The 18,006-nt window shown below is 71.3% G+C and carries 17 protein-coding genes; 11 read left to right on the forward strand and 6 right to left on the reverse strand.

The features are described 5' to 3' along the window. Window positions 1-174: 174 nt before the first annotated feature. Together ACIQKA_RS15375 and ACIQKA_RS15380 are read right to left on the reverse strand one after the other, a co-directional pair. Window positions 175-1,554, reverse strand: coding sequence for an aspartate aminotransferase family protein (locus tag ACIQKA_RS15375; RefSeq protein WP_383160119.1), 1,380 nt, complete (start codon window positions 1,552-1,554; stop codon window positions 175-177). After that, window positions 1,539-2,030, reverse strand: a complete 492-nt coding sequence (locus tag ACIQKA_RS15380; protein ID WP_366372242.1) for an Lrp/AsnC family transcriptional regulator — start codon at window positions 2,028-2,030, stop codon at window positions 1,539-1,541. The genes ACIQKA_RS15375 and ACIQKA_RS15380 overlap by 16 nt, the downstream gene beginning before the upstream one ends. A 205-nt stretch (window positions 2,031-2,235) precedes the next feature. Here ACIQKA_RS15380 and ACIQKA_RS15385 point away from each other — a divergent pair, with 205 nt between their 5' ends. From ACIQKA_RS15385 to ACIQKA_RS15395, 3 genes are all read left to right on the forward strand, one after another. Then, the gene (locus tag ACIQKA_RS15385; protein ID WP_402541213.1) at window positions 2,236-3,672 is read left to right on the forward strand and encodes a gamma-aminobutyraldehyde dehydrogenase; all 1,437 of its coding nucleotides are present in this window, start codon (window positions 2,236-2,238) and stop codon (window positions 3,670-3,672) included. 145 nt (window positions 3,673-3,817) lie between these two features. Next, complete coding sequence (locus ACIQKA_RS15390) at window positions 3,818-4,984, forward strand: PotD/PotF family extracellular solute-binding protein (RefSeq protein ID WP_383160134.1); 1,167 nt, start codon at window positions 3,818-3,820, stop codon at window positions 4,982-4,984. 176 nt (window positions 4,985-5,160) lie between these two features. Further along, window positions 5,161-5,703: a hypothetical protein gene (locus tag ACIQKA_RS15395; protein ID WP_402541215.1), complete on the forward strand. Its 543-nt coding sequence runs from the start codon at window positions 5,161-5,163 to the stop codon at window positions 5,701-5,703. A 226-nt stretch (window positions 5,704-5,929) separates the two neighbouring features. On the opposite strand, the gene ACIQKA_RS15400 is transcribed toward ACIQKA_RS15395, so the two are convergent. The 3 genes from ACIQKA_RS15400 to ACIQKA_RS15410 all read right to left on the reverse strand — a co-directional run bounded on the left by ACIQKA_RS15400 (window position 5,930) and on the right by ACIQKA_RS15410 (window position 8,523). Continuing rightward, complete coding sequence (locus ACIQKA_RS15400; protein WP_391095897.1) at window positions 5,930-6,733, reverse strand: SAM-dependent methyltransferase; 804 nt, start codon at window positions 6,731-6,733, stop codon at window positions 5,930-5,932. 1 nt (window position 6,734) lies between these two features. Next, on the reverse strand, window positions 6,735-7,421 hold the full coding sequence (locus ACIQKA_RS15405; RefSeq protein ID WP_402541218.1) for a glycerophosphodiester phosphodiesterase: 687 nt from the start codon (window positions 7,419-7,421) through the stop codon (window positions 6,735-6,737). Between the two features lie 70 nt (window positions 7,422-7,491). Next, complete coding sequence (locus tag ACIQKA_RS15410; protein WP_383160130.1) at window positions 7,492-8,523, reverse strand: adenosine deaminase; 1,032 nt, start codon at window positions 8,521-8,523, stop codon at window positions 7,492-7,494. A 75-nt stretch (window positions 8,524-8,598) separates the two neighbouring features. Between ACIQKA_RS15410 and ACIQKA_RS15415 the strand changes: the two genes are divergently transcribed. Continuing rightward, window positions 8,599-9,273: a DUF4190 domain-containing protein gene (locus ACIQKA_RS15415; RefSeq protein WP_383160131.1), complete on the forward strand. Its 675-nt coding sequence runs from the start codon at window positions 8,599-8,601 to the stop codon at window positions 9,271-9,273. An 85-nt stretch (window positions 9,274-9,358) separates the two neighbouring features. On the opposite strand, the gene ACIQKA_RS15420 is transcribed toward ACIQKA_RS15415, so the two are convergent. Then, window positions 9,359-9,907 (reverse strand): NADAR family protein, encoded by a 549-nt coding sequence (locus ACIQKA_RS15420; RefSeq protein ID WP_383152801.1) that lies wholly within the window; start codon window positions 9,905-9,907, stop codon window positions 9,359-9,361. A gap of 175 nt (window positions 9,908-10,082) precedes the next feature. Here ACIQKA_RS15420 and ACIQKA_RS15425 point away from each other — a divergent pair, with 175 nt between their 5' ends. The 7 genes from ACIQKA_RS15425 to ACIQKA_RS15455 all read left to right on the forward strand — a co-directional run bounded on the left by ACIQKA_RS15425 (window position 10,083) and on the right by ACIQKA_RS15455 (window position 18,006). Then, window positions 10,083-11,597, forward strand: coding sequence for an aminobutyraldehyde dehydrogenase (locus tag ACIQKA_RS15425; protein ID WP_391095903.1), 1,515 nt, complete (start codon window positions 10,083-10,085; stop codon window positions 11,595-11,597). Between the two features lie 49 nt (window positions 11,598-11,646). Then, complete coding sequence (locus tag ACIQKA_RS15430) at window positions 11,647-12,894, forward strand: PotD/PotF family extracellular solute-binding protein (RefSeq protein WP_383152797.1); 1,248 nt, start codon at window positions 11,647-11,649, stop codon at window positions 12,892-12,894. Between the two features lie 45 nt (window positions 12,895-12,939). Further along, window positions 12,940-14,127 carry an ABC transporter ATP-binding protein gene (locus ACIQKA_RS15435; protein WP_383434597.1) on the forward strand — a complete coding sequence of 396 codons (1,188 nt, stop codon included), beginning with the start codon at window positions 12,940-12,942 and terminating at the stop codon, window positions 14,125-14,127. Then, window positions 14,124-15,056: an ABC transporter permease subunit gene (locus ACIQKA_RS15440; RefSeq protein WP_391095907.1), complete on the forward strand. Its 933-nt coding sequence runs from the start codon at window positions 14,124-14,126 to the stop codon at window positions 15,054-15,056. The genes ACIQKA_RS15435 and ACIQKA_RS15440 overlap by 4 nt, the downstream gene beginning before the upstream one ends. After that, on the forward strand, window positions 15,056-15,853 hold the full coding sequence (locus tag ACIQKA_RS15445) for an ABC transporter permease (protein ID WP_383152791.1): 798 nt from the start codon (window positions 15,056-15,058) through the stop codon (window positions 15,851-15,853). Before ACIQKA_RS15440 ends, ACIQKA_RS15445 begins: the two co-directional genes overlap by 1 nt. 36 nt (window positions 15,854-15,889) lie before the next feature. Beyond that, window positions 15,890-17,308: an NAD(P)/FAD-dependent oxidoreductase gene (locus ACIQKA_RS15450; protein WP_383152789.1), complete on the forward strand. Its 1,419-nt coding sequence runs from the start codon at window positions 15,890-15,892 to the stop codon at window positions 17,306-17,308. A gap of 218 nt (window positions 17,309-17,526) precedes the next feature. Next, entirely contained in the window at window positions 17,527-18,006 is a 480-nt protein-coding gene (locus ACIQKA_RS15455; protein ID WP_383152787.1) for a hypothetical protein, read from the forward strand.

Here is an 18,006-nt window from a genome sequence, read left to right on the forward strand (position 1 = left end):
GCACCCCCCGCGCGCGGCGGGCCCCCCCCCCCCCCCCCCCCCCGCCGCCGCCCCCCCCCCCCCCCCCCCCCCCCCACCCCCCCCCCCCCCCCCCCCCCCCCCCCCCCCGGCCCGGGCCGTGGTGTCACGCCGTGAGGGCGGCGTGGTGCCGCGGAGCCCGGGGGCTCGCGGGTCCTACAGCTTGGTCCACGCCTCGGTGAGCACCGAGCGCAGGATGCCCTCGATCTCGTCGAAGGTGCCCTGGTCGGCGATCAGCGGCGGGGCCAGCTGGATGACCGGGTCGCCGCGGTCGTCGGCACGGCAGTACAGGCCGTTCTCGAACAGCGCCTTGGAGAGGAAGCCGTACAGGACGCGCTCGGTCTCCTCGTCCGTGAAGGACTCCTTGGTGACCTTGTCCTTGACGAGCTCGATGCCGTAGAAGAAGCCGTTGCCGCGGACGTCGCCGACGATCGGCAGGTCGTGCAGCTTCTTCAGCGTCGAGAAGAAGGCGTCCTCGTTGTCCAGGACGTGCTGGTTGAGGCCCTCCTTGTCGAAGATGTCGAGGTTGGCGACGGCGACCGCCGACGACACCGGGTGGCCGCCGAAGGTGTAGCCGTGCAGGAAGGTGTTGTCGCCCTTGTAGAACGGCTCGGCGATGCGGTCGGAGACGATGCAGGCGCCGATCGGGGAGTAGCCCGAGGTCATGCCCTTGGCGCAGGTGATCATGTCCGGGACGTAGCCGAACTTGTCGCAGGCGAACATCGTGCCGAGGCGGCCGAAGGCGCAGATCGTCTCGTCGGAGACGAGCAGCACGTCGTACTGGTCGCAGATCTCGCGGACCCGCTGGAAGTACCCGGGCGGCGGCGGGAAGCAGCCGCCGGCGTTCTGCACCGGCTCCAGGAAGACGGCGGCGACGGTCTCGGGGCCCTCGAAGAGGATCTGCTGCTCGATCTGGTCGGCGGCCCAGCGGCCGAAGGCCTCGGGGTCGTCGCCGTGGATCGGGGCGCGGTAGATGTTGGTGTTCGGCACCTTGTGCGCGCCGGGGACCAGCGGCTCGAAGGGGGCCTTGAGGGCGGGCAGACCGGTGATGGACAGGGCGCCCTGCGGGGTGCCGTGGTAGGCGACGGCGCGCGAGATGACCTTGTACTTGGTGTGCTTGCCCTGCAGCTTGAAGTACTGCTTGGCGAGCTTCCAGGCGGTCTCGACGGCCTCTCCGCCACCGGTGGTGAAGAAGACCTTGTTCAGGTCGCCCGGGGCGTAGTCCGCGAGGCGCTCGGCCAGCTCGACGGCCTTGGGGTGCGCGTACGACCACACGGGGAAGAACGCGAGCTCCTGGGCCTGCTTGTACGCGACCTCGGCCAGCTCCTTGCGGCCGTGTCCGGCGTTGACCACGAAGAGGCCCGCGAGGCCGTCGAGGTAGCGCTTGCCCTTGTCGTCGAAGATGTAGGTGCCCTCACCACGCACGATGGTGGGGACGGGCGAGTTCTCGTACGACGACATGCGGGTGAAGTGCATCCACAGGTGGTCGTACGCGGTCTTGGAGAGGTCCTTGCTCACGGCTATCGGGTTCCCCACATATAGGTCTGCTTCTTGAGCTTGAGGTAGACGAAGCTCTCGGTGGAGCGCACGCCGGGGAGGGTGCGGATGCGCTTGTTGATCACATCCAGCAGGTGGTCGTCGTCCTCGCAGACGATCTCCACCATGAGGTCGAAGGAGCCCGCGGTCATCACCACGTACTCGCATTCGGCCATGGAGGTCAGCGCCTCCGCGACCGGATCGAGGTCGCCCTCGACGTTGATGCCGACCATCGCCTGCCGCCGGAAGCCCACGGTGAGCGGGTCGGTGACGGCGACGATCTGCATGACGCCTTGGTCGAGCAGCTTCTGGACGCGCTGCCGCACGGCGGCTTCGGAGAGGCCGACGGCCTTGCCGATCGCCGCGTAGGGACGGCGACCGTCCTCCTGGAGCTGTTCGATGATCGCCAGGGAGACGGCGTCGATCGTCGGGGACGAACCGGTTCCGGTTCTGGAGTCTGCGCTTCGACTGGCCACACCTCACTCTGCACCGAGACTCGTCGGTTTCGCAACCCGAGAGCGATGTAATTCGTTGTGAAGGGCTTCTGATCTCACTGAATCCGAAGTTGTGGAGGGTCGGGCCTGTTGAAACCGTCAGCCGAGCGATTAGGCTGGGGTGTCTCACCCATCGGGACAGCGCACGAGGACGTGCGAAGTCAGAACGTGACAGGAGGGGTGGCAAGTGACCACCGAGCTGCGCCGGCTGCGTAACTACATCAACGGGGAGTTCCGCGACGCGGCCGACGGCCGCACGATCGACGTGATCAACCCGGCCACCGGCGAGGCGTACGCGACCTCCCCGCTCTCCGGCCAGGCCGACGTCGACGCCGCCATGGAGGCCGCCGCGGCCGCCTTCCCCGCCTGGCGCGACACCACCCCGGCCGAGCGCCAGAAGGTGCTCCTCAAGATCGCGGACGCCTTCGAGGAGCGCGCCGAGGACCTGATCGCCGCCGAGGTCGAGAACACCGGCAAGCCGATCGCCCTCACCGCGAGCGAGGAGATCCCGCCGATGGTGGACCAGATCCGCTTCTTCGCGGGTGCCGCCCGTCTCCTGGAGGGCCGCTCGGCCGGCGAGTACATGGAGGGCCTGACCTCCATCGTCCGCCGCGAGCCCGTCGGCGTCTGCGCCCAGGTCGCGCCCTGGAACTACCCGATGATGATGGGCGTCTGGAAGTTCGCCCCGGCCCTCGCCGCCGGCAACACCGTCGTCCTCAAGCCCTCGGACACGACCCCCGCGTCGACCGTCCTGATGGCCGAGATCATCGGGCAGATCGTCCCCAAGGGCGTCTTCAACGTCGTCTGCGGCGACCGCGACACCGGCCGCGCGATGGTCGAGCACCCGACCCCCGCCATGGCCTCCATCACCGGCTCCGTCCGCGCCGGCATGCAGGTCGCCGAGTCGGCCGCCAAGGACGTCAAGCGCGTCCACCTGGAGCTGGGCGGCAAGGCCCCCGTCGTCGTCTTCGAGGACGTCGACATCGACAAGGCCGTCGAGGACATCTCCGTCGCGGGCTTCTTCAACGCCGGCCAGGACTGTACGGCCGCCACCCGCGTCCTCGTCCACGAGTCGATCCACGACGAGTTCGTCTCCGCCCTCGCCAAGGCCGCCGCCGCGACCAAGACCGGGCAGCCGGACGACGAGGACGTGCTCTACGGCCCGCTCAACAACGCCAACCAGCTCAAGCAGGTCTCCGGCTTCATCGACCGCCTCCCGGCCCATGCCAAGGTCGAGGCCGGCGGACAGCGCGTCGGCGACAAGGGCTACTTCTACGCCCCGACCGTCGTCTCCGGCCTCAAGCAGGACGACGAGATCGTCCAGAACGAGGTCTTCGGCCCGGTCATCACCGTCCAGTCCTTCACGGACGAGGCCCAGGCCCTGGACTACGCCAACGGCGTCGAGTACGCCCTCGCCTCCTCCGTCTGGACCAAGGACCACGCGCGCGCGATGCGCATGTCCAAGGCCCTCGACTTCGGCTGCGTGTGGATCAACACCCACATCCCGCTGGTCGCCGAGATGCCCCACGGCGGCTTCAAGAAGTCCGGCTACGGCAAGGACCTCTCCGGCTACGGCTTCGAGGACTACACCCGGATCAAGCACGTCATGACCTCCCTCGGCTGATCCGCCGACCGGTCCTCCGCGCGGCCCCGGCACCCCGGTCGACAGGGTGTCGGGGCCGCGCCGCGTCGCCCGGACGGAGCGTCCATTGCCGCGGGCGGCGACCGGCCGGGATGCTGCCCGGATGAGAGCGACAGCCAGGAAGAACATGTCCCGCCGGTCCCTGCTGCGCGGCATCGGCGGTGCCGGGACGGCCGCCCTGCTCGCCGGGTGCGGGGTGCCCGCCGCCTTCGTGGAGGAGGGCGACCGGGCCGCCGCCCGGGACCTCTCGGCCCGCGACCGGGTCCTCGACTTCGCCAACTGGCCGCTCTACATCGACACCGACGAGGACGACGAGTCCCGCCGTCCCACCCTGGACGCCTTCCGGAAGCGGACCGGGACGTCCGTCCGCTACACCGAGGAGATCAACGACAACGACGAGTTCTTCGGCAAGATCGGCCCCTCCCTGATGAACCGCCAGGAGACCGGCCGCGACCTGATCGTCCTCAGCGACTGGATGGCCGCCCGCTTCGTCCGGCTCGGCTGGGTCCAGGAGATGGACCGCGCCGCCCAGCCGAACGTCGCGGCCCACCTCGACCCGCAGCTGCGCTCGCCCGCCTTCGACCCCGGCCGGCTGCACACCGTCCCCTGGCAGTCCGGCATCACCGGCATCGCGTACAACCGCCGGAGGCTGGGCCGGGAACTGCGCTCGGTGCGGGAGCTGTGGGCCGACGACCTGCGCGGGAAGGTCACCCTGCTGTCCGGGCTCGACGAGTCCTTCGCCCTGCTGATGATGGGCGAGGGCGTCGACGTGACCCGCTGGAAGGAGGACGACTTCCACGCCCTGTGCGAGCGGGTCGAGCGGCTCGTCCGCGCCCAGCACATCCGCCGCTTCACCGGCAACGACTACATCAAGGACCTCTCCTCCGGCGACGTCCTGGCCTGCCAGGCGTACTCCGGCGACGTCATCCAGCTCCGCGCCGACAACCCGGACATCGAGTTCGTCGTCCCCGAGGAGGGCGCCGAGCTCTGGGCCGAGTCGCTCATGATCCCCAACCTCGCCCGGCACAAGTCCAACGCCGAGAAGCTGGTCGACCACTACTACGACCCCGAGGTCGCCGCCGGACTCGCCGCCTGGGTCAACTACGTCTGCCCCGTGCCGGCCGCGCGGCAGGTCCTCGCGGACTCCGGCGACGAGGACCTCGCCGCGCTCGCCGAGGACCCGCTGATCTTCCCGGACTCCGCCCTGCGGAGCCGGCTCGCCGTCGCCCGGGACGTCACCGCCGAGGAGCGCCCCGCCTTCGCCAAGAAGTGGAACTCGATCGTGGGGCTGTGAGCCGGACCGGCGACGGCGGACGCGCGTCCCGATCCTCTCGCCACGTACGGGGTTCCCCCTCGCGGCCGTGGGGATGGCGGACGCCGCCGTCGCCGGGCGCCCATGCTTTTTGAACGCGTTCCAAAAAGCGTCCCCCGGGCTTTTGAACGCGTTCAGAGCGGGCGTACGCTGTCCCCATGAGCGACGCGAACGGGCCGAGAGCCCTCCTCAAGCGCATCCGCACCTGGCTGGCCCTCTTCGTCGTCTGTCTGGTCCTGAGCGGGCTCACCGCCTTCCCGCTCGTCACCGAACTCCGCCTCCTCGACTCGGCCCTGACCGGCCGGGCCGCGCCCGTCGCCGACGCCCTCCCCGGCCTCGCCGAGTGGATCCACCGGGTGCGGGGCGGCCTGGAGACCGCCGACCGGGACGCCCCCTACCTCCTCTACGGCAACGACTGGCTGGCCTTCGCCCACCTCGTCATCGCCGTCGCCTTCCACGGCGTCTGGCGCGACCCCGTCCGCAACGTCTGGGTCGTCGAGTTCGGCATGATCGCCTGCGTCGGCATCGTCCCGCTCGCCCTGATCTGCGGCCCGATCCGCGAGATCCCCTTCTGGTGGTCGGTCGTCGACATGTCCTTCGGCGTCTTCGGGATCCTGCCGCTGCTCCTGGTGCGGCGCCTGATCAAGCGCCTGGAGGCCGTCACGGCGACGGCGGCGGCTCCGGAGGCCGTACCCGCGTAGCCGCGGCGCGGACCGCCGCCGGCCGGACCCGCTCCCACCGGTCGGCGAGCACGCCCGGCGCGTCCCCCGCGGGCGGGTCCTCCGCCGGGACGGGTGGCGGGGGACCGCCCGCGGTCAGTCCGGCAGGCCGTACGCCGCGCGATCCCGGCGTCCACCGCCCACGGGTTGTCCGCGCCCCAGGCCCGCGCCCGCTCCCGGCCGCCCCGCACGTCCCCCCGCACGCCCATTACGGCTTGCGGCCCACCGCGCCGAGCTGCGCCACCACGTCGCCCTCCCCGGAGCGCCAGCGGGAGCAGGAGACGATGCCCGGGGCGAGGAGGTCGAGGCCGTCCAGGAAGGAGGCGAACTCGGCGCGGGTCCGGGCGGTGATCGGCGGGGTCGCGTTCTCGTTCCAGAAGGCCATCGCGGCCTTGTTGCCCTCGCCGCCGAGCTCCGGCTCCAGGGTGGGGTGGGTGAGGACCAGGAAGCTGCCGGAGGGGACCGCGGCCATCAGGGTCCGCACGATGGAGCGGGCCTCGTCCGTGTCCATCACGAAGTTGAGGATGCCGAGCATCATCACCGCGACCGGGCGGGAGAGGTCGAGGGTGGCCGAGGCCGCCGCGAGGATCCGCTCCGGGTCGTGCGCGTCGGCGTCGACGTACTCGGTGACGCCTTCCGGCGCGCTCGTCAGGAGCGCGCGGGCGTGGGTGAGGACGATCGGGTCGTTGTCGACGTAGACGATCCGGGCGTCGGGGGCGGCCCGCTGCGCCACCTCGTGGGTGTTGTCGGCGGTCGGCAGGCCGGTGCCGATGTCCAGGAACTGCCGGACGCCCTCCTCGGCGGCCAGGTGGGTCACCGCCCGGCCGAGGAAGGCCCGGTCCGCGCGCGCCACTTCGCCGATGCTCGGGTAGAAGCCGGTGACCTGCGCGCCGACCGCGCGGTCCACCGGGTAGTTGTCCTTGCCGCCCAGCCAGTAGTTCCACACGCGGGCGTTGTGGGCGATGTCGGTGCGGATCCGGTCGTTGACGCTGTCGTTCACGCTGTCGTTCACCTCAGGAGTCCTCTCGCAGGACGGCGGCGAGGGCGTCGACGCGGTTCGTGGTGATCGCGTCCGCCCCGTTCATGATCAGCTTACGCATCGTGCGCCTGGTGTCCGCCGTCCAGGCCGACAGGAGCAGCCCGTCCCGGTGCACCCGCTCGCCCAGCTCCCGACTCACCAGGCCGAAGCGGTAGTTGAGCCAGCGCGGGCGCACGGCGTCGAGGAGCACCGGTCGGGGCGGGGCGAGCGAGGTCCAGGTCAGGGCGATCTCGGCGGCCGGGTCGGCGGCCCGCACCTGGAGCATGGCGACGGTCCCGGCGCAGTAGTAGACCAGCTCCCCGGCCCCGCACTCGCGGACCGTGCCCACGATCTTCCGGACCGAGTGCTCGTTCCCGCCCGGCAGGTCCAGCATCAGCCGGTGGTCCCCGGCGGTGAGCAGCGCCTCCCGCAGGGTCGGCACCCCGCCCGCCGTCACCTCCTCCACCTGCGCGTGCGTGAGCGCGGAGAGCGCCCGGTCCGGGCCCCACAGGCGCTTGAGGGTGTCGTCGTGGAGGAGGACGGGCACCCCGTCCCTCGTCAGCCGGACGTCGACCTCGACCGCGTCCGCGCCCCGTTCGATCGCCGAGGAGATCGAACGGAGCGTGTTCTCGCGGAAGCGGTACGGGTCGCCGCGGTGACCTACGACAGTGACGGATCGCATGGGGCCATTGTGGCCGGGGACGGCCGCCGGTGTCGTCGGCGCGGGGCCGACGACCCGTGTCGTCGGCGCTTCAGCGCGCCGTCCAGCCCTCGGTGTACGCGTCGATCTCGGCGGCGATCCGGGCCTTGCCCGCCTCGTCCAGGAAGGAGGCCTCCACCGCGTTCTTCGCGAGGGCGGCGAGACCGCGCTCGTCGAGGTCCAGGAGCCGGGCGGCGACCGCGTACTCGTTGTTCAGGTCGGTGCCGAACATCGGCGGGTCGTCGCTGTTGACGGTGACGAGGACCCCGGCGTCCACCATCCGCCGGATCGGGTGCTCGTCCAGGGTGGCGACGGCCCGGGTGGCGATGTTGGAGGTCGGGCAGACCTCCAGGGCGATCCGGTGCTCGGCCAGGTGCGCCAGGAGCTCCGGGTCCCGCACCGAGCTGGTGCCGTGGCCGATGCGCTCGGCGCCCAGGTCGCGGATCGCGTCCCAGACGGTCTCCGGGCCGGTCGTCTCGCCCGCGTGCGGGACGGAGCGCAGGCCGGCCGCCCGGGCCCGGTCGAAGTACGGCTTGAACTGCGGGCGCGGGACGCCGATCTCCGGGCCGCCGAGGCCGAAGGAGACCAGGCCCTCCGGGCGCAGCCCCTCGGTCGTGGCGAGCCGCGCGGTCTCCTCGGCGGCTTCGAGCCCGGCCTCGCCGGGGATGTCGAAGCACCAGCGCAGGACCGTGCCGAACTCGGCCTCGGCCGCCTTGCGGGCGTCCTCGATCGCGTCCATGAACGCGTTCTCGTCGATGCCGCGGCGGGTGGAGGAGTAGGGGGTGATGGTCAGCTCGGCGTAGCGGACGTTCTGCCGGGCCATGTCCCGGGCGACCTCGAAGGTCAGCAGCCGGACGTCCTCGGGGGTGCGGACCAGGTCGACGACCGACAGGTAGACGTCGATGAAGTGCGCGAAGTCGGTGAAGGTGAAGTAGTCGGCCAGGGCCTCCGGGTCCGTGGGGACCTTGGAGTCCGGGTGGCGGGCCGCGAGCTCGGCGACGATCCGGGGGGAGGCGGAGCCCACGTGGTGGACGTGCAGCTCGGCCTTGGGGAGGCCCGCGATGAAGGGGTGCAGATCGGTCATCGGGTCATCGTAGGCCGGACGGTTCCCCCGCAGGAGTGAGGCCGTAGCATGACGTGACCACGATGGGGGAGGCCCATGTCTGACAACCGAGACCAGCAGCCGGGCGGCTACGACCCGGCGGACCCGTGGGCTCCGCCGAACCGCGACGGGGTGGAACTGAGCAAGCCGGTGGAGCCGTCGCCCCCGCCGGTGCACGACCAGCAGACCGTCACGTCCATGCCGGCGGCGCCCGGCCCCGGCGGCGACGTCCCGCCGCCCCCGGTCGCGCCCGGCGGCCCGGCCGCGGCGCCCGGCGCGTACGGCTACCCGGCGCACACCTCCGGCGGCTACGGCTACCCGACGGCCCCGACGCCCGTGACGACCTCCGGGTACGGCTACCCCGGATACCCGGGACACGCCGGGCAGCCCGGCTGGCAGCAGCCCCCCTCCAACGGCACGGGCACGGCGGCGATGGTGCTCGGCATCATCTCGGTCGCGGGCTTCTGCCTGTACGGCCTGGGGGCGCTCCTCGGCATCCTGGCCCTGATCCTCGGCATCGTCGGGGTGAAGAAGGCGGGCCGGGGGGAGGCGACGAACCGGGGCATGGCGGTCGCCGGCATCGTGCTCGGCGCCATCGGCACCCTGATCGGCGCGGTCTTCCTCGGCTTCCTGGTCTGGGCGATCGCCCAGGACCCCTCGACCTTCGAGGACTCCGGCAGCTACGACGAGGACCCGTTCGCGTCGTCCCTGGTGCTGGAGATCACCCGCTGAGGACCCGTACGCGGACCTCCGTACGCACGTCCTGACACGGGGGAGGGCCCCGCACCGGATTCCGGTGCGGGGCCCTCCCCCGTGTTCAGCCCTCCCGGAGCCGCTCCCGCGCCTCCATGAGGGCGAAGCCCAGGAGGTTGAGGCCGCGCCAGCGGGCCGGGTCGTGGGCGCCGGGGTCGGTCGCGGCCAGTCCGATGCCCCAGATCCGGTCCACCGGACTGGCCTCCACCAGGACCCGGTCACCGGTGCCCAGCAGATACGCGCGCAGGGCGCCGTCCGACGAGAACTTGTGGACGCTCCCCTCGACGACGATCCCGAACCGCTCACGCTCCCACACCGCGTCGTCGAAGCCCCGCACCAGCCGGCCCGCCTTCTTGGCCTCCGCCGGGGTGCGGGCGGCCAGCGCGGCCCGCTCGGCGTCCGCGTCCCCGAAGAGCCGGGCCTTGGCCGCCATCATCCAGTGCTCCGCGGTCGCGTGGGCCACCCCGTCGACCGTGAAGGGGGACGGCCACCACTGGCTCAGACAGCTCGCCGAGAGGTGTCCGTCCGGGTGCGGACGGTGACCCCAGAAGTGCAGCCACTTCACCTTGTCACCCCTGCTGACCTGCTGTGTCAGCTCCTCGATCGCGCTCATGCATGCGAGTCTGGCATTCGCCACGGACACTCCGTACGGAGATTTTCCGGCGGCCTCGACACATGGTCGACCGAATCCGTCGCGTAACCAAAAGGCAACAACGGAATCACTTGTTGGGTAGTCGTCCCTCTGTCAGGATCGGCACTCAATTCGAGCTGGGACAACGGAGAGCGTCATGGGCAACCGCTTCCAGGTGACGGACCGCTTCGCGGACGGCGCACAGTACATCGGCGGTCGGCTCCGCCCCGGAACGTCCGGCGAGGACCACCACGTGATCGACCCGGCGACCGGGAAGACCGTGTACACCTACGCGCTCGCCTCCACCGCCGACGTGGACGCGGCCGTCGCCGCCGCCAGGGCCGCCTTCCCCGGCTGGGCGGGCGCCACCCCCGGCGAGCGCTCCGACGCCCTGCACCGCTTCGCCGCCGTCCTCGCCGAGCGGGCCGAGGACTTCGCCCGCGTGGAGTCCCTCCAGTGCGGCAAGCCGCTGAAGCTCACCACCGAGTTCGACGTGCCCGGCACGGTCGACAACACCGCCTTCTTCGCCGGGGCCGCCCGCCACCTCCAGGGCCAGGCCGCCGCCGAGTACTCCGGCGACCACACCTCCTACGTGCGGCGCGAGCCCCTCGGCGTCGTCGGCTCCATCGCCCCCTGGAACTACCCCCTCCAGATGGCCGCCTGGAAGATCCTCCCGGCGGTCGCCGCCGGCAACACGATCGTCCTGAAGCCCGCCGAACTCACCCCCCTCACCTCCCTGATGTTCGCGCGGGCCGCCACCGACGCCGGCATCCCCGACGGCGTGATCAACATCGTCAACGGCGCCGGCCGGACCGTCGGCGAGCACCTCGTCGGCCACCCCGACGTCGTCATGACCTCCTTCACCGGCTCCACCCCGGTCGGCAGGCGGGTCGCCGAGATCGCCACCGCCACCGTCAAGCGCCTCCACCTCGAACTCGGCGGCAAGGCCCCCTTCCTCGTCTTCGACGACGCCGACCTGGAGGCCGCCGCCCACGGCGCCGTCGCCGCCTCCCTCATCAACAGCGGCCAGGACTGCACCGCCGCCACGCGCGCGTACGTCCAGCGCCCGCTCTTCGACGCCTTCACCGCCCGCGTCGCCGCACTCATGGAGTCCGTCCGGCTCGGCGACCCCTTCGCCCCGGACACCGACCTCGGCCCGCTGATCAGCCACGCCCAGCGCGACCGGGTCGCCGGCTTCGTCGACCGCGCCCGCGGCTACGCCACCGTCGTCACCGGCGGCGAGGCCCCCGGCGGAGACCTGGAGGACGGCGCGTACTACCGTCCGACCCTGATCACCGGCGCCGCGCAGGACAGCGAGGTCGTGCAGTCGGAGATCTTCGGCCCGGTCCTGGTGGTCCTGCCCTTCGACACCGACGACGAGGGCATCCGGCTCGCCAACGACACCCCCTACGGCCTCGCCGCCTCCGCCTGGAGCCGCGACGTCTACCGGACCGGACGGGCCACCCGGGAGATCAAGGCCGGCTGCGTCTGGGTCAACGACCACATCCCGATCATCAGCGAGATGCCCCACGGGGGAACCCGGGCCTCGGGCTACGGGAAGGACATGTCGGTGTACTCCTTCGAGGAGTACACGCAGGTCAAGCACGTGATGTACGACAACACCGCGGTCGCCGCCAAGGACTGGCACCGCACGATCTTCGGGGACCGATAGCCGACCGTCGCCCGACCGGCGACGCAACCCTCCCGAAAGGGCACAGCGCATGGAGCAGTACGAGCCCGACAGCCTGTCCGCCGCGCAGCTCGCGGCGATACGGCGCAGCCTGACGAGCGGCCGGGGCGCCCTCAGCCGCCGTTCGGTGCTGCGCGCGGGCGGCGTCGGCGCGCTCACCGCCGGCGGCCTCGCGTCCCTGAGCGCCTGCGGCATCCCGCCCGCCAAGCGGGAGGGCCCGGGCACCGCCTCCACCGACGACTCGGCCAAGGAGAAGACCGTCGCCTTCTCCAACTGGACCGAGTACATGGACGTGAGCGAGGACGAGAAGTCCCGCCCCACCCTGGAGGCGTTCGAGAAGCGCACCGGGATCAAGGTCAAGTACACCGAGGACATCAACGACAACGTCGAGTTCTTCGGCAAGATCAAGCCGCAGCTCGCCGCCGGCCAGGACACCGGCCGCGACCTCATATGCGTCACCGACTGGCTCGCCGCCCGGATGATCCGGCTCGGCTGGGTGCAGAAGCTCGACCCCTCGAACCTCCCCCACGCCTACACCAACCTCTCCGCCCAGTTCCGCAACCCCGACTGGGACCCCGGCCGCGCCCACTCGTACCCCTGGACCGGCATCTCCACCGTCATCGCGTACAACGTCAAGGCGACCGGCGGGAAGAAGGTCGACTCGGTCACCCAGCTCCTGGACGACCCCTCGCTCAAGGGCCGGGTCGGCTTCCTCACCGAGATGCGCGACACCGTCGGCATGACCCTGCTCGACCTCGGCAAGGACCCGGGCGCCTTCACGGACGCCGACTTCGACGCGGCGGTCGGACGCCTCCAGAAGGGCGTCGACAAGAAGCAGATACGCCGCTTCACCGGCAACGACTACACGTCCGACCTCGACAAGGGCGACATCGCCGCCTGTCTCGCCTGGGCCGGCGACGTCATCCAGCTCCAGGCCGACAACCCCGACATCCGCTACGCCGTACCGGCGGCCGGCTACATCACCTCCACCGACAACCTGCTCGTCCCCGCGCAGTCCCGGCACAAGTCCAACGCCGAGAAGCTCATCGACCACTACTACGAGCTCCCCGTCGCCGCCCGGCTCGCCGCGTACATCAACTACGTCTGCCCCGTCGACGGGGTGAAGGACGAGCTCGCGAGGATCGACCCCGAGCTCGCGGACAACACGCTGATCCTCCCCGACAAGGCCATGGCGAAGAAGTCGCGCGCCTTCCGCTCGCTCACCGGCGCGGAGGAGACGGCGTACGAGGAGAAGTTCGCCAAGCTCATCGGCGCCTGAGCCCGGCCTCGTCCACCCCCTCTCACTCCCCTGGGACCACGACCCATGACTGACAAGACTGCTCACACCGGAAAGAACACTGGCGGCGGCGACGTCCGTCTCACCGGGATCAGCAAGACGTACGGCTCCTTCACCGCCGTCCACCCGCTCGACCTGACCGTCCCGCAGGGCTCCTTCTTCGCCCTCCTCGGCGCCTCCGGCTGCGGCAAGACCACCACCCTGCGCATGATCGCCGGCCTGGAGGACCCCAGCACCGGCACCGTCTTCCTCGGCGACACCGACGTCACCGACCTCCCGCCCTACAAGCGGCCGGTCAACACCGTCTTCCAGTCCTACGCGCTCTTCCCGCACATGGACATCTCCGAGAACATCGCCTTCGGCCTGCGCCGCCGCGGCATCAAGTCGGTGAAGCCGCAGGTCGACGCGATGCTGGAACTCGTCCAGCTCGGCGACAAGGCCCGGCACAAGCCGCACCAGCTCTCCGGCGGCCAGCAGCAGCGCGTCGCCGTCGCCCGCGCCCTCATCAACCACCCGCAGGTCCTCCTGCTCGACGAGCCGCTCGGCGCCCTCGACCTCAAGCTGCGCCGCCAGATGCAGCTGGAGCTCAAGCGGATCCAGACCGAGGTCGGCATCACCTTCGTGCACGTCACCCACGACCAGGAGGAGGCCATGACCATGGCCGACCAGGTCGCGGTGATGAACGGCGGCCGGGTCGAGCAGCTCGGCGCCCCCGCCGACCTGTACGAGAACCCGCGGACCACCTTCGTCGCCAACTTCCTGGGCACCTCCAACCTCATCGAGGCCGAGGTCCTGGAGACCGGCTCCGACGTGCTCGTCACGGCGGGCGGCGGCAGGCTCAGGGTCCCCGGCGGCCGCTGTACCCCCGCCGTCCGCGCGGGCGGCAGGCTGCTCGTGGGCGTCCGCCCCGAGAAGATCTCCCTCACGCACGCGGACGACGCCGGCGCGATAGCCGACGGCCGCAACCGCGTCACCGGCCGGATCGCCGACTCCTCCTTCATCGGCGTCTCCACCCAGTACGTGGTGAACAGCCCGGCGGGCGCGGAACTCCAGGTGTACGAGCAGAACGTCGAGCGCGACACCCGCCTCGTCCCGGGCGCCGAGGTGGTCCTGCACTGGAACCCGGCGCACACGTTCGGGCTCGACGCGGACCAGTCCCTGCTCGCGGGGACAGTGGGCGACGCGGGCGTGGAGAGCGTGGAGGACGCCGGATGAGCGCCCCGACCCTGACGAAAGAGGCGCCCGGATCGGCGGAGGAACCGGTTCTGCGCAAGCCCCCCACCCGCAAGCGGCTCGTCCCCTACTGGCTGCTGCTCCCCGGCATCGTCTGGCTGCTCGTCTTCTTCGCGCTGCCGCTGGTCTACCAGGCCTCCACCTCGGTCCAGACCGGCTCCCTCGAAACCGGCTTCCAGGTCACCTGGCACTTCCCGACCTACTGGGCGGCCCTCCAGGAGTACTGGCCCCAGTTCGTCCGCTCCCTGCTCTACGCCGGGACCGCGACCGTCCTCTGCCTGCTCCTCGGGTACCCGCTCGCGTACCTGATCGCCTTCCGGGCCGGCCGCTGGCGCAACCTGCTCCTCGTCCTGGTCATCGCCCCCTTCTTCACCAGCTTCCTCATCCGGACCCTGGCGTGGAAGACGATCCTGGCCGACGACAGCGTCGTGGTCGGCGCGCTGAACGCGCTGCACGTCCTCGACGTGACGAGCTGGCTCGGCTGGACCGAGGGCGACCGGGTGCTCGCCACCCCGATGGCGGTCGTCTGCGGCCTCACGTACAACTTCCTGCCCTTCATGATCCTGCCCCTCTACACCTCCCTGGAGCGGATCGACGGGCGCCTCCACGAGGCCGCGCGGGACCTGTACGCCTCCCCGGCCACCACCTTCCGCAAGGTGACCTTCCCGCTGTCGATGCCCGGCGTCGTCTCCGGCACCCTGCTCACCTTCATCCCGGCGAGCGGCGACTACGTCAACTCCGAACTGCTCGGCTCGACCGACACCAAGATGGTCGGCAACGTCATCCAGTCGCAGTTCCTGCGGGTCCTCGACTACCCGACGGCCGCCGCGCTCTCCTTCCTCCTCATGGCGATCGTCCTGGTCATGGTCACCGTCTACATCCGCCGCGCCGGAACGGAGGACCTCGTCTGATGCGCTGGATCCGCAAGAACCTCGTCGTCGTCGCGGGCCTGCTGACGCTCGCGTACATGATCCTGCCGAACCTCGTCGTGATGGCGTTCTCGTTCAACAAGCCGAACGGGCGCTTCAACTACTCCTGGCAGAAGTTCTCCCTGGACGCCTGGAAGGACCCCTGCGGCGTCGCCGACATGTGCCAGTCGCTGTCGCTGTCGCTCCAGCTCGCGGCCTGGGCCACCCTCGGCGCCGTCGCCCTCGGCACGGCGATCGCCTTCGCGCTCGTCCGCTACCGCTTCCGGGCGCGCGGCGCGATCAACTCGCTGATCTTCCTCCCGATGGCGATGCCCGAGGTCGTCATGGCCGCCTCGCTGCTCACCCTCTTCCTCAACATGGGGATCGAGCTGGGCTTCTGGACGGTCCTGATCGCCCACATCACCTTCTGCCTGTCGTTCGTCGTGACGGCCGTCAAGGCCCGGGTCATGTCCATGGACCCGCGCCTGGAGGAGGCCGCCCGCGACCTCTACGCGGGGCCCGCGCAGACCTTCCTGCGCGTCACCCTGCCGATCGCCGCCCCCGGCATCGCCGCCGGCGCGCTGCTCGCCTTCGCGCTCTCGTTCGACGACTTCATCATCACCAACTTCAACGCGGGACCCTCCACGGTCACCTTCCCCATGTTCGTCTGGGGCTCGGCGCAGCGCGGAACACCCGTTCAGATCAACGTCATCGGCACCGCGATGTTCGTCCTCGCGGTACTGGTGGTGGTGGCCGGACAGATCATCACGAACCGGCGCAAGAAAACAGCAACAGCCTGAGCGAAGGCCGCCCAGGCACCGAAGGAGTTGGAAACCATGGCCCCAGTCGCCATGCGTCTCGCCGCCCGATCTCTCTCCGACGCCCAGCCCGTCCCCTTCTGGCTGGAAGACCCCGGCAAGCCGGGCGCCCTGCCCGCCCTCACCGGCACCGAGACGTGCGACCTCCTCGTGGTCGGCGGCGGCTACAGCGGACTGTGGACCGCGCTCCTCGCCAAGGAGCGCGACCCCTCCCGGGACGTCGTCCTGATCGAGGGGCGCGAGGTGGGCTGGGCCGCCTCGGGCCGCAACGGGGGCTTCTGCGCGGCCTCCCTCACCCACGGCTTCGGCAACGGGCTCGCCCGCTGGCCGGGCGAGCTGCCGAAGCTGGAGGAGCTGGGCGAGCGGAACCTCGACGCCATCGAGGAGGCCGTCGCCCGCTACTCCCTGGACTGCGACTTCGAGCGCACCGGCGAGATCGACGTGGCCACCGAGCCGTACCAGGTCGAGGAGCTCCACGAGGTGTACGGGCAGCTCGACCGGCTCGGCCTCGCCGACGGCGTCGACCTCCTCGACCGGGACGCGGTGCGCGCCGAGGTCGACTCGCCGACCTTCCTCGGCGGCCTCTGGGACCGCCGGGGCGTCGCCATGCTGAACCCCGCCAAGCTGGCCTGGGGCCTCAAGCGGGCCTGCCTGGGCCTGGGCGTCCGGATCTACGAGAACACCCCCGGTCTCGACCTGGTCTCCGTCGGTGCCGGCACGGGCGTGCGCACCCCGTACGGCAAGGTCCTCGCCCGCCGGGTCGCGCTCGGCACCAACGTCTTCCCGTCGCTGGTCAAGCGGGTCAGGGCCTATACGGTCCCGGTCTACGACTACGCCCTGACGACCGAGCCGCTCAGCCCCGAGCAGCTCGCCTCGATCGGCTGGAGGAACCGGCAGGGGCTCGGCGACTCCGCCAACCAGTTCCACTACTTCCGGATCACCGCCGACCACCGGATCCTGTGGGGCGGCTACGACGCGATCTACCCCTTCGGCGGCAGGGTCAGCGCCGAGAGGGACCACCGCCCGGAGACGTACCTCAAGCTGGCCGAGCACTTCTTCCACTGCTTCCCGCAGCTCGAAGGGCTCCGCTTCAGCCACGCCTGGGGCGGCGCGATCGACACCTGCTCCCGCTTCTCGGCCTTCTTCGGCACGGCGCACAAGGGGAAGGTGGCGTACGCGGCCGGGTTCACCGGCCTCGGCGTCGGCGCCACCCGCTTCGGCGCCGACGTGATGCTCGACCTGCTCGCGGGGGAGCGCACCGAGCGCACCGACCTGGAGATGGTCCGCTCCAAGCCGCTGCCGTTCCCGCCCGAGCCGGTCGCCTGGGCCGGCATCGGCCTCACCAAGTGGTCGCTCGCCCGCGCCGACGAGAACGGCGGACGGCGGAACCTGTGGCTGAAGGCGATGGACCGCCTGGGCCTGGGCTTCGACAGCTGACCGGTCGCCCGGCGCACGCCCGCGTGACGCACGTCCGGGGGACGGACGCCCGGGGGACGGACGCCCGCCCGACGCACGCCCGCGTGACGCGCGTCCGGGCGACGCACGCCCGCGTGACGTACGTCACAACCGGCGGGTAGCCGAAGCCGCGTAAGAGAAGCCGCCCTCCGCGCTCTCTCCGGGTGGACACCGTGTCCACACGGAAGGAGGACGTCGCGATGACTGGTACGGGAGCCGCGGGCGCCAGGAGTGCGGTGGAGTGGCTGCTCTCGGCCGCGCCCGATCCCGACGCGTGCCGGTGGGAGTGGGAGCGCAGCCCGCACGGGGTCGCGCTGCTGCCCGCCGGCGTGCGGTGGGACGTGCTGATCCTGCCGGCCGGACTCGGCTATCCCACGCTCGACGTGCTGACCCGCCTGGTGGGCCGGCCGGGCCCGGTCCTGGCCGACTTCGGCGACGCCCGGATGGGCTTCTTCGTCCCGCCGGGCACCGCCGCCCGCTGGCTCGGCACCGGGATCCGCAGCGCGGGCGCCGGGACCTGGATCGTCGTCCCGTACCCGGGCCGGACGTCCGGCGCGGTGCGCTGGCTGGTGGTCCCGGACGGCGCCGGGACCCTCACCGACGCCCCGCTCCTGGAGCTGGCGATGCACGAGGCGGCGGGGCGACTGGCCCGGGGCGAGGGGGTGGTGGACGGGGACTGA

This window comes from Streptomyces sp. NPDC092045 (genome assembly GCF_044756005.1).
Lineage (GTDB): Bacteria > Actinomycetota > Actinomycetes > Streptomycetales > Streptomycetaceae > Streptomyces.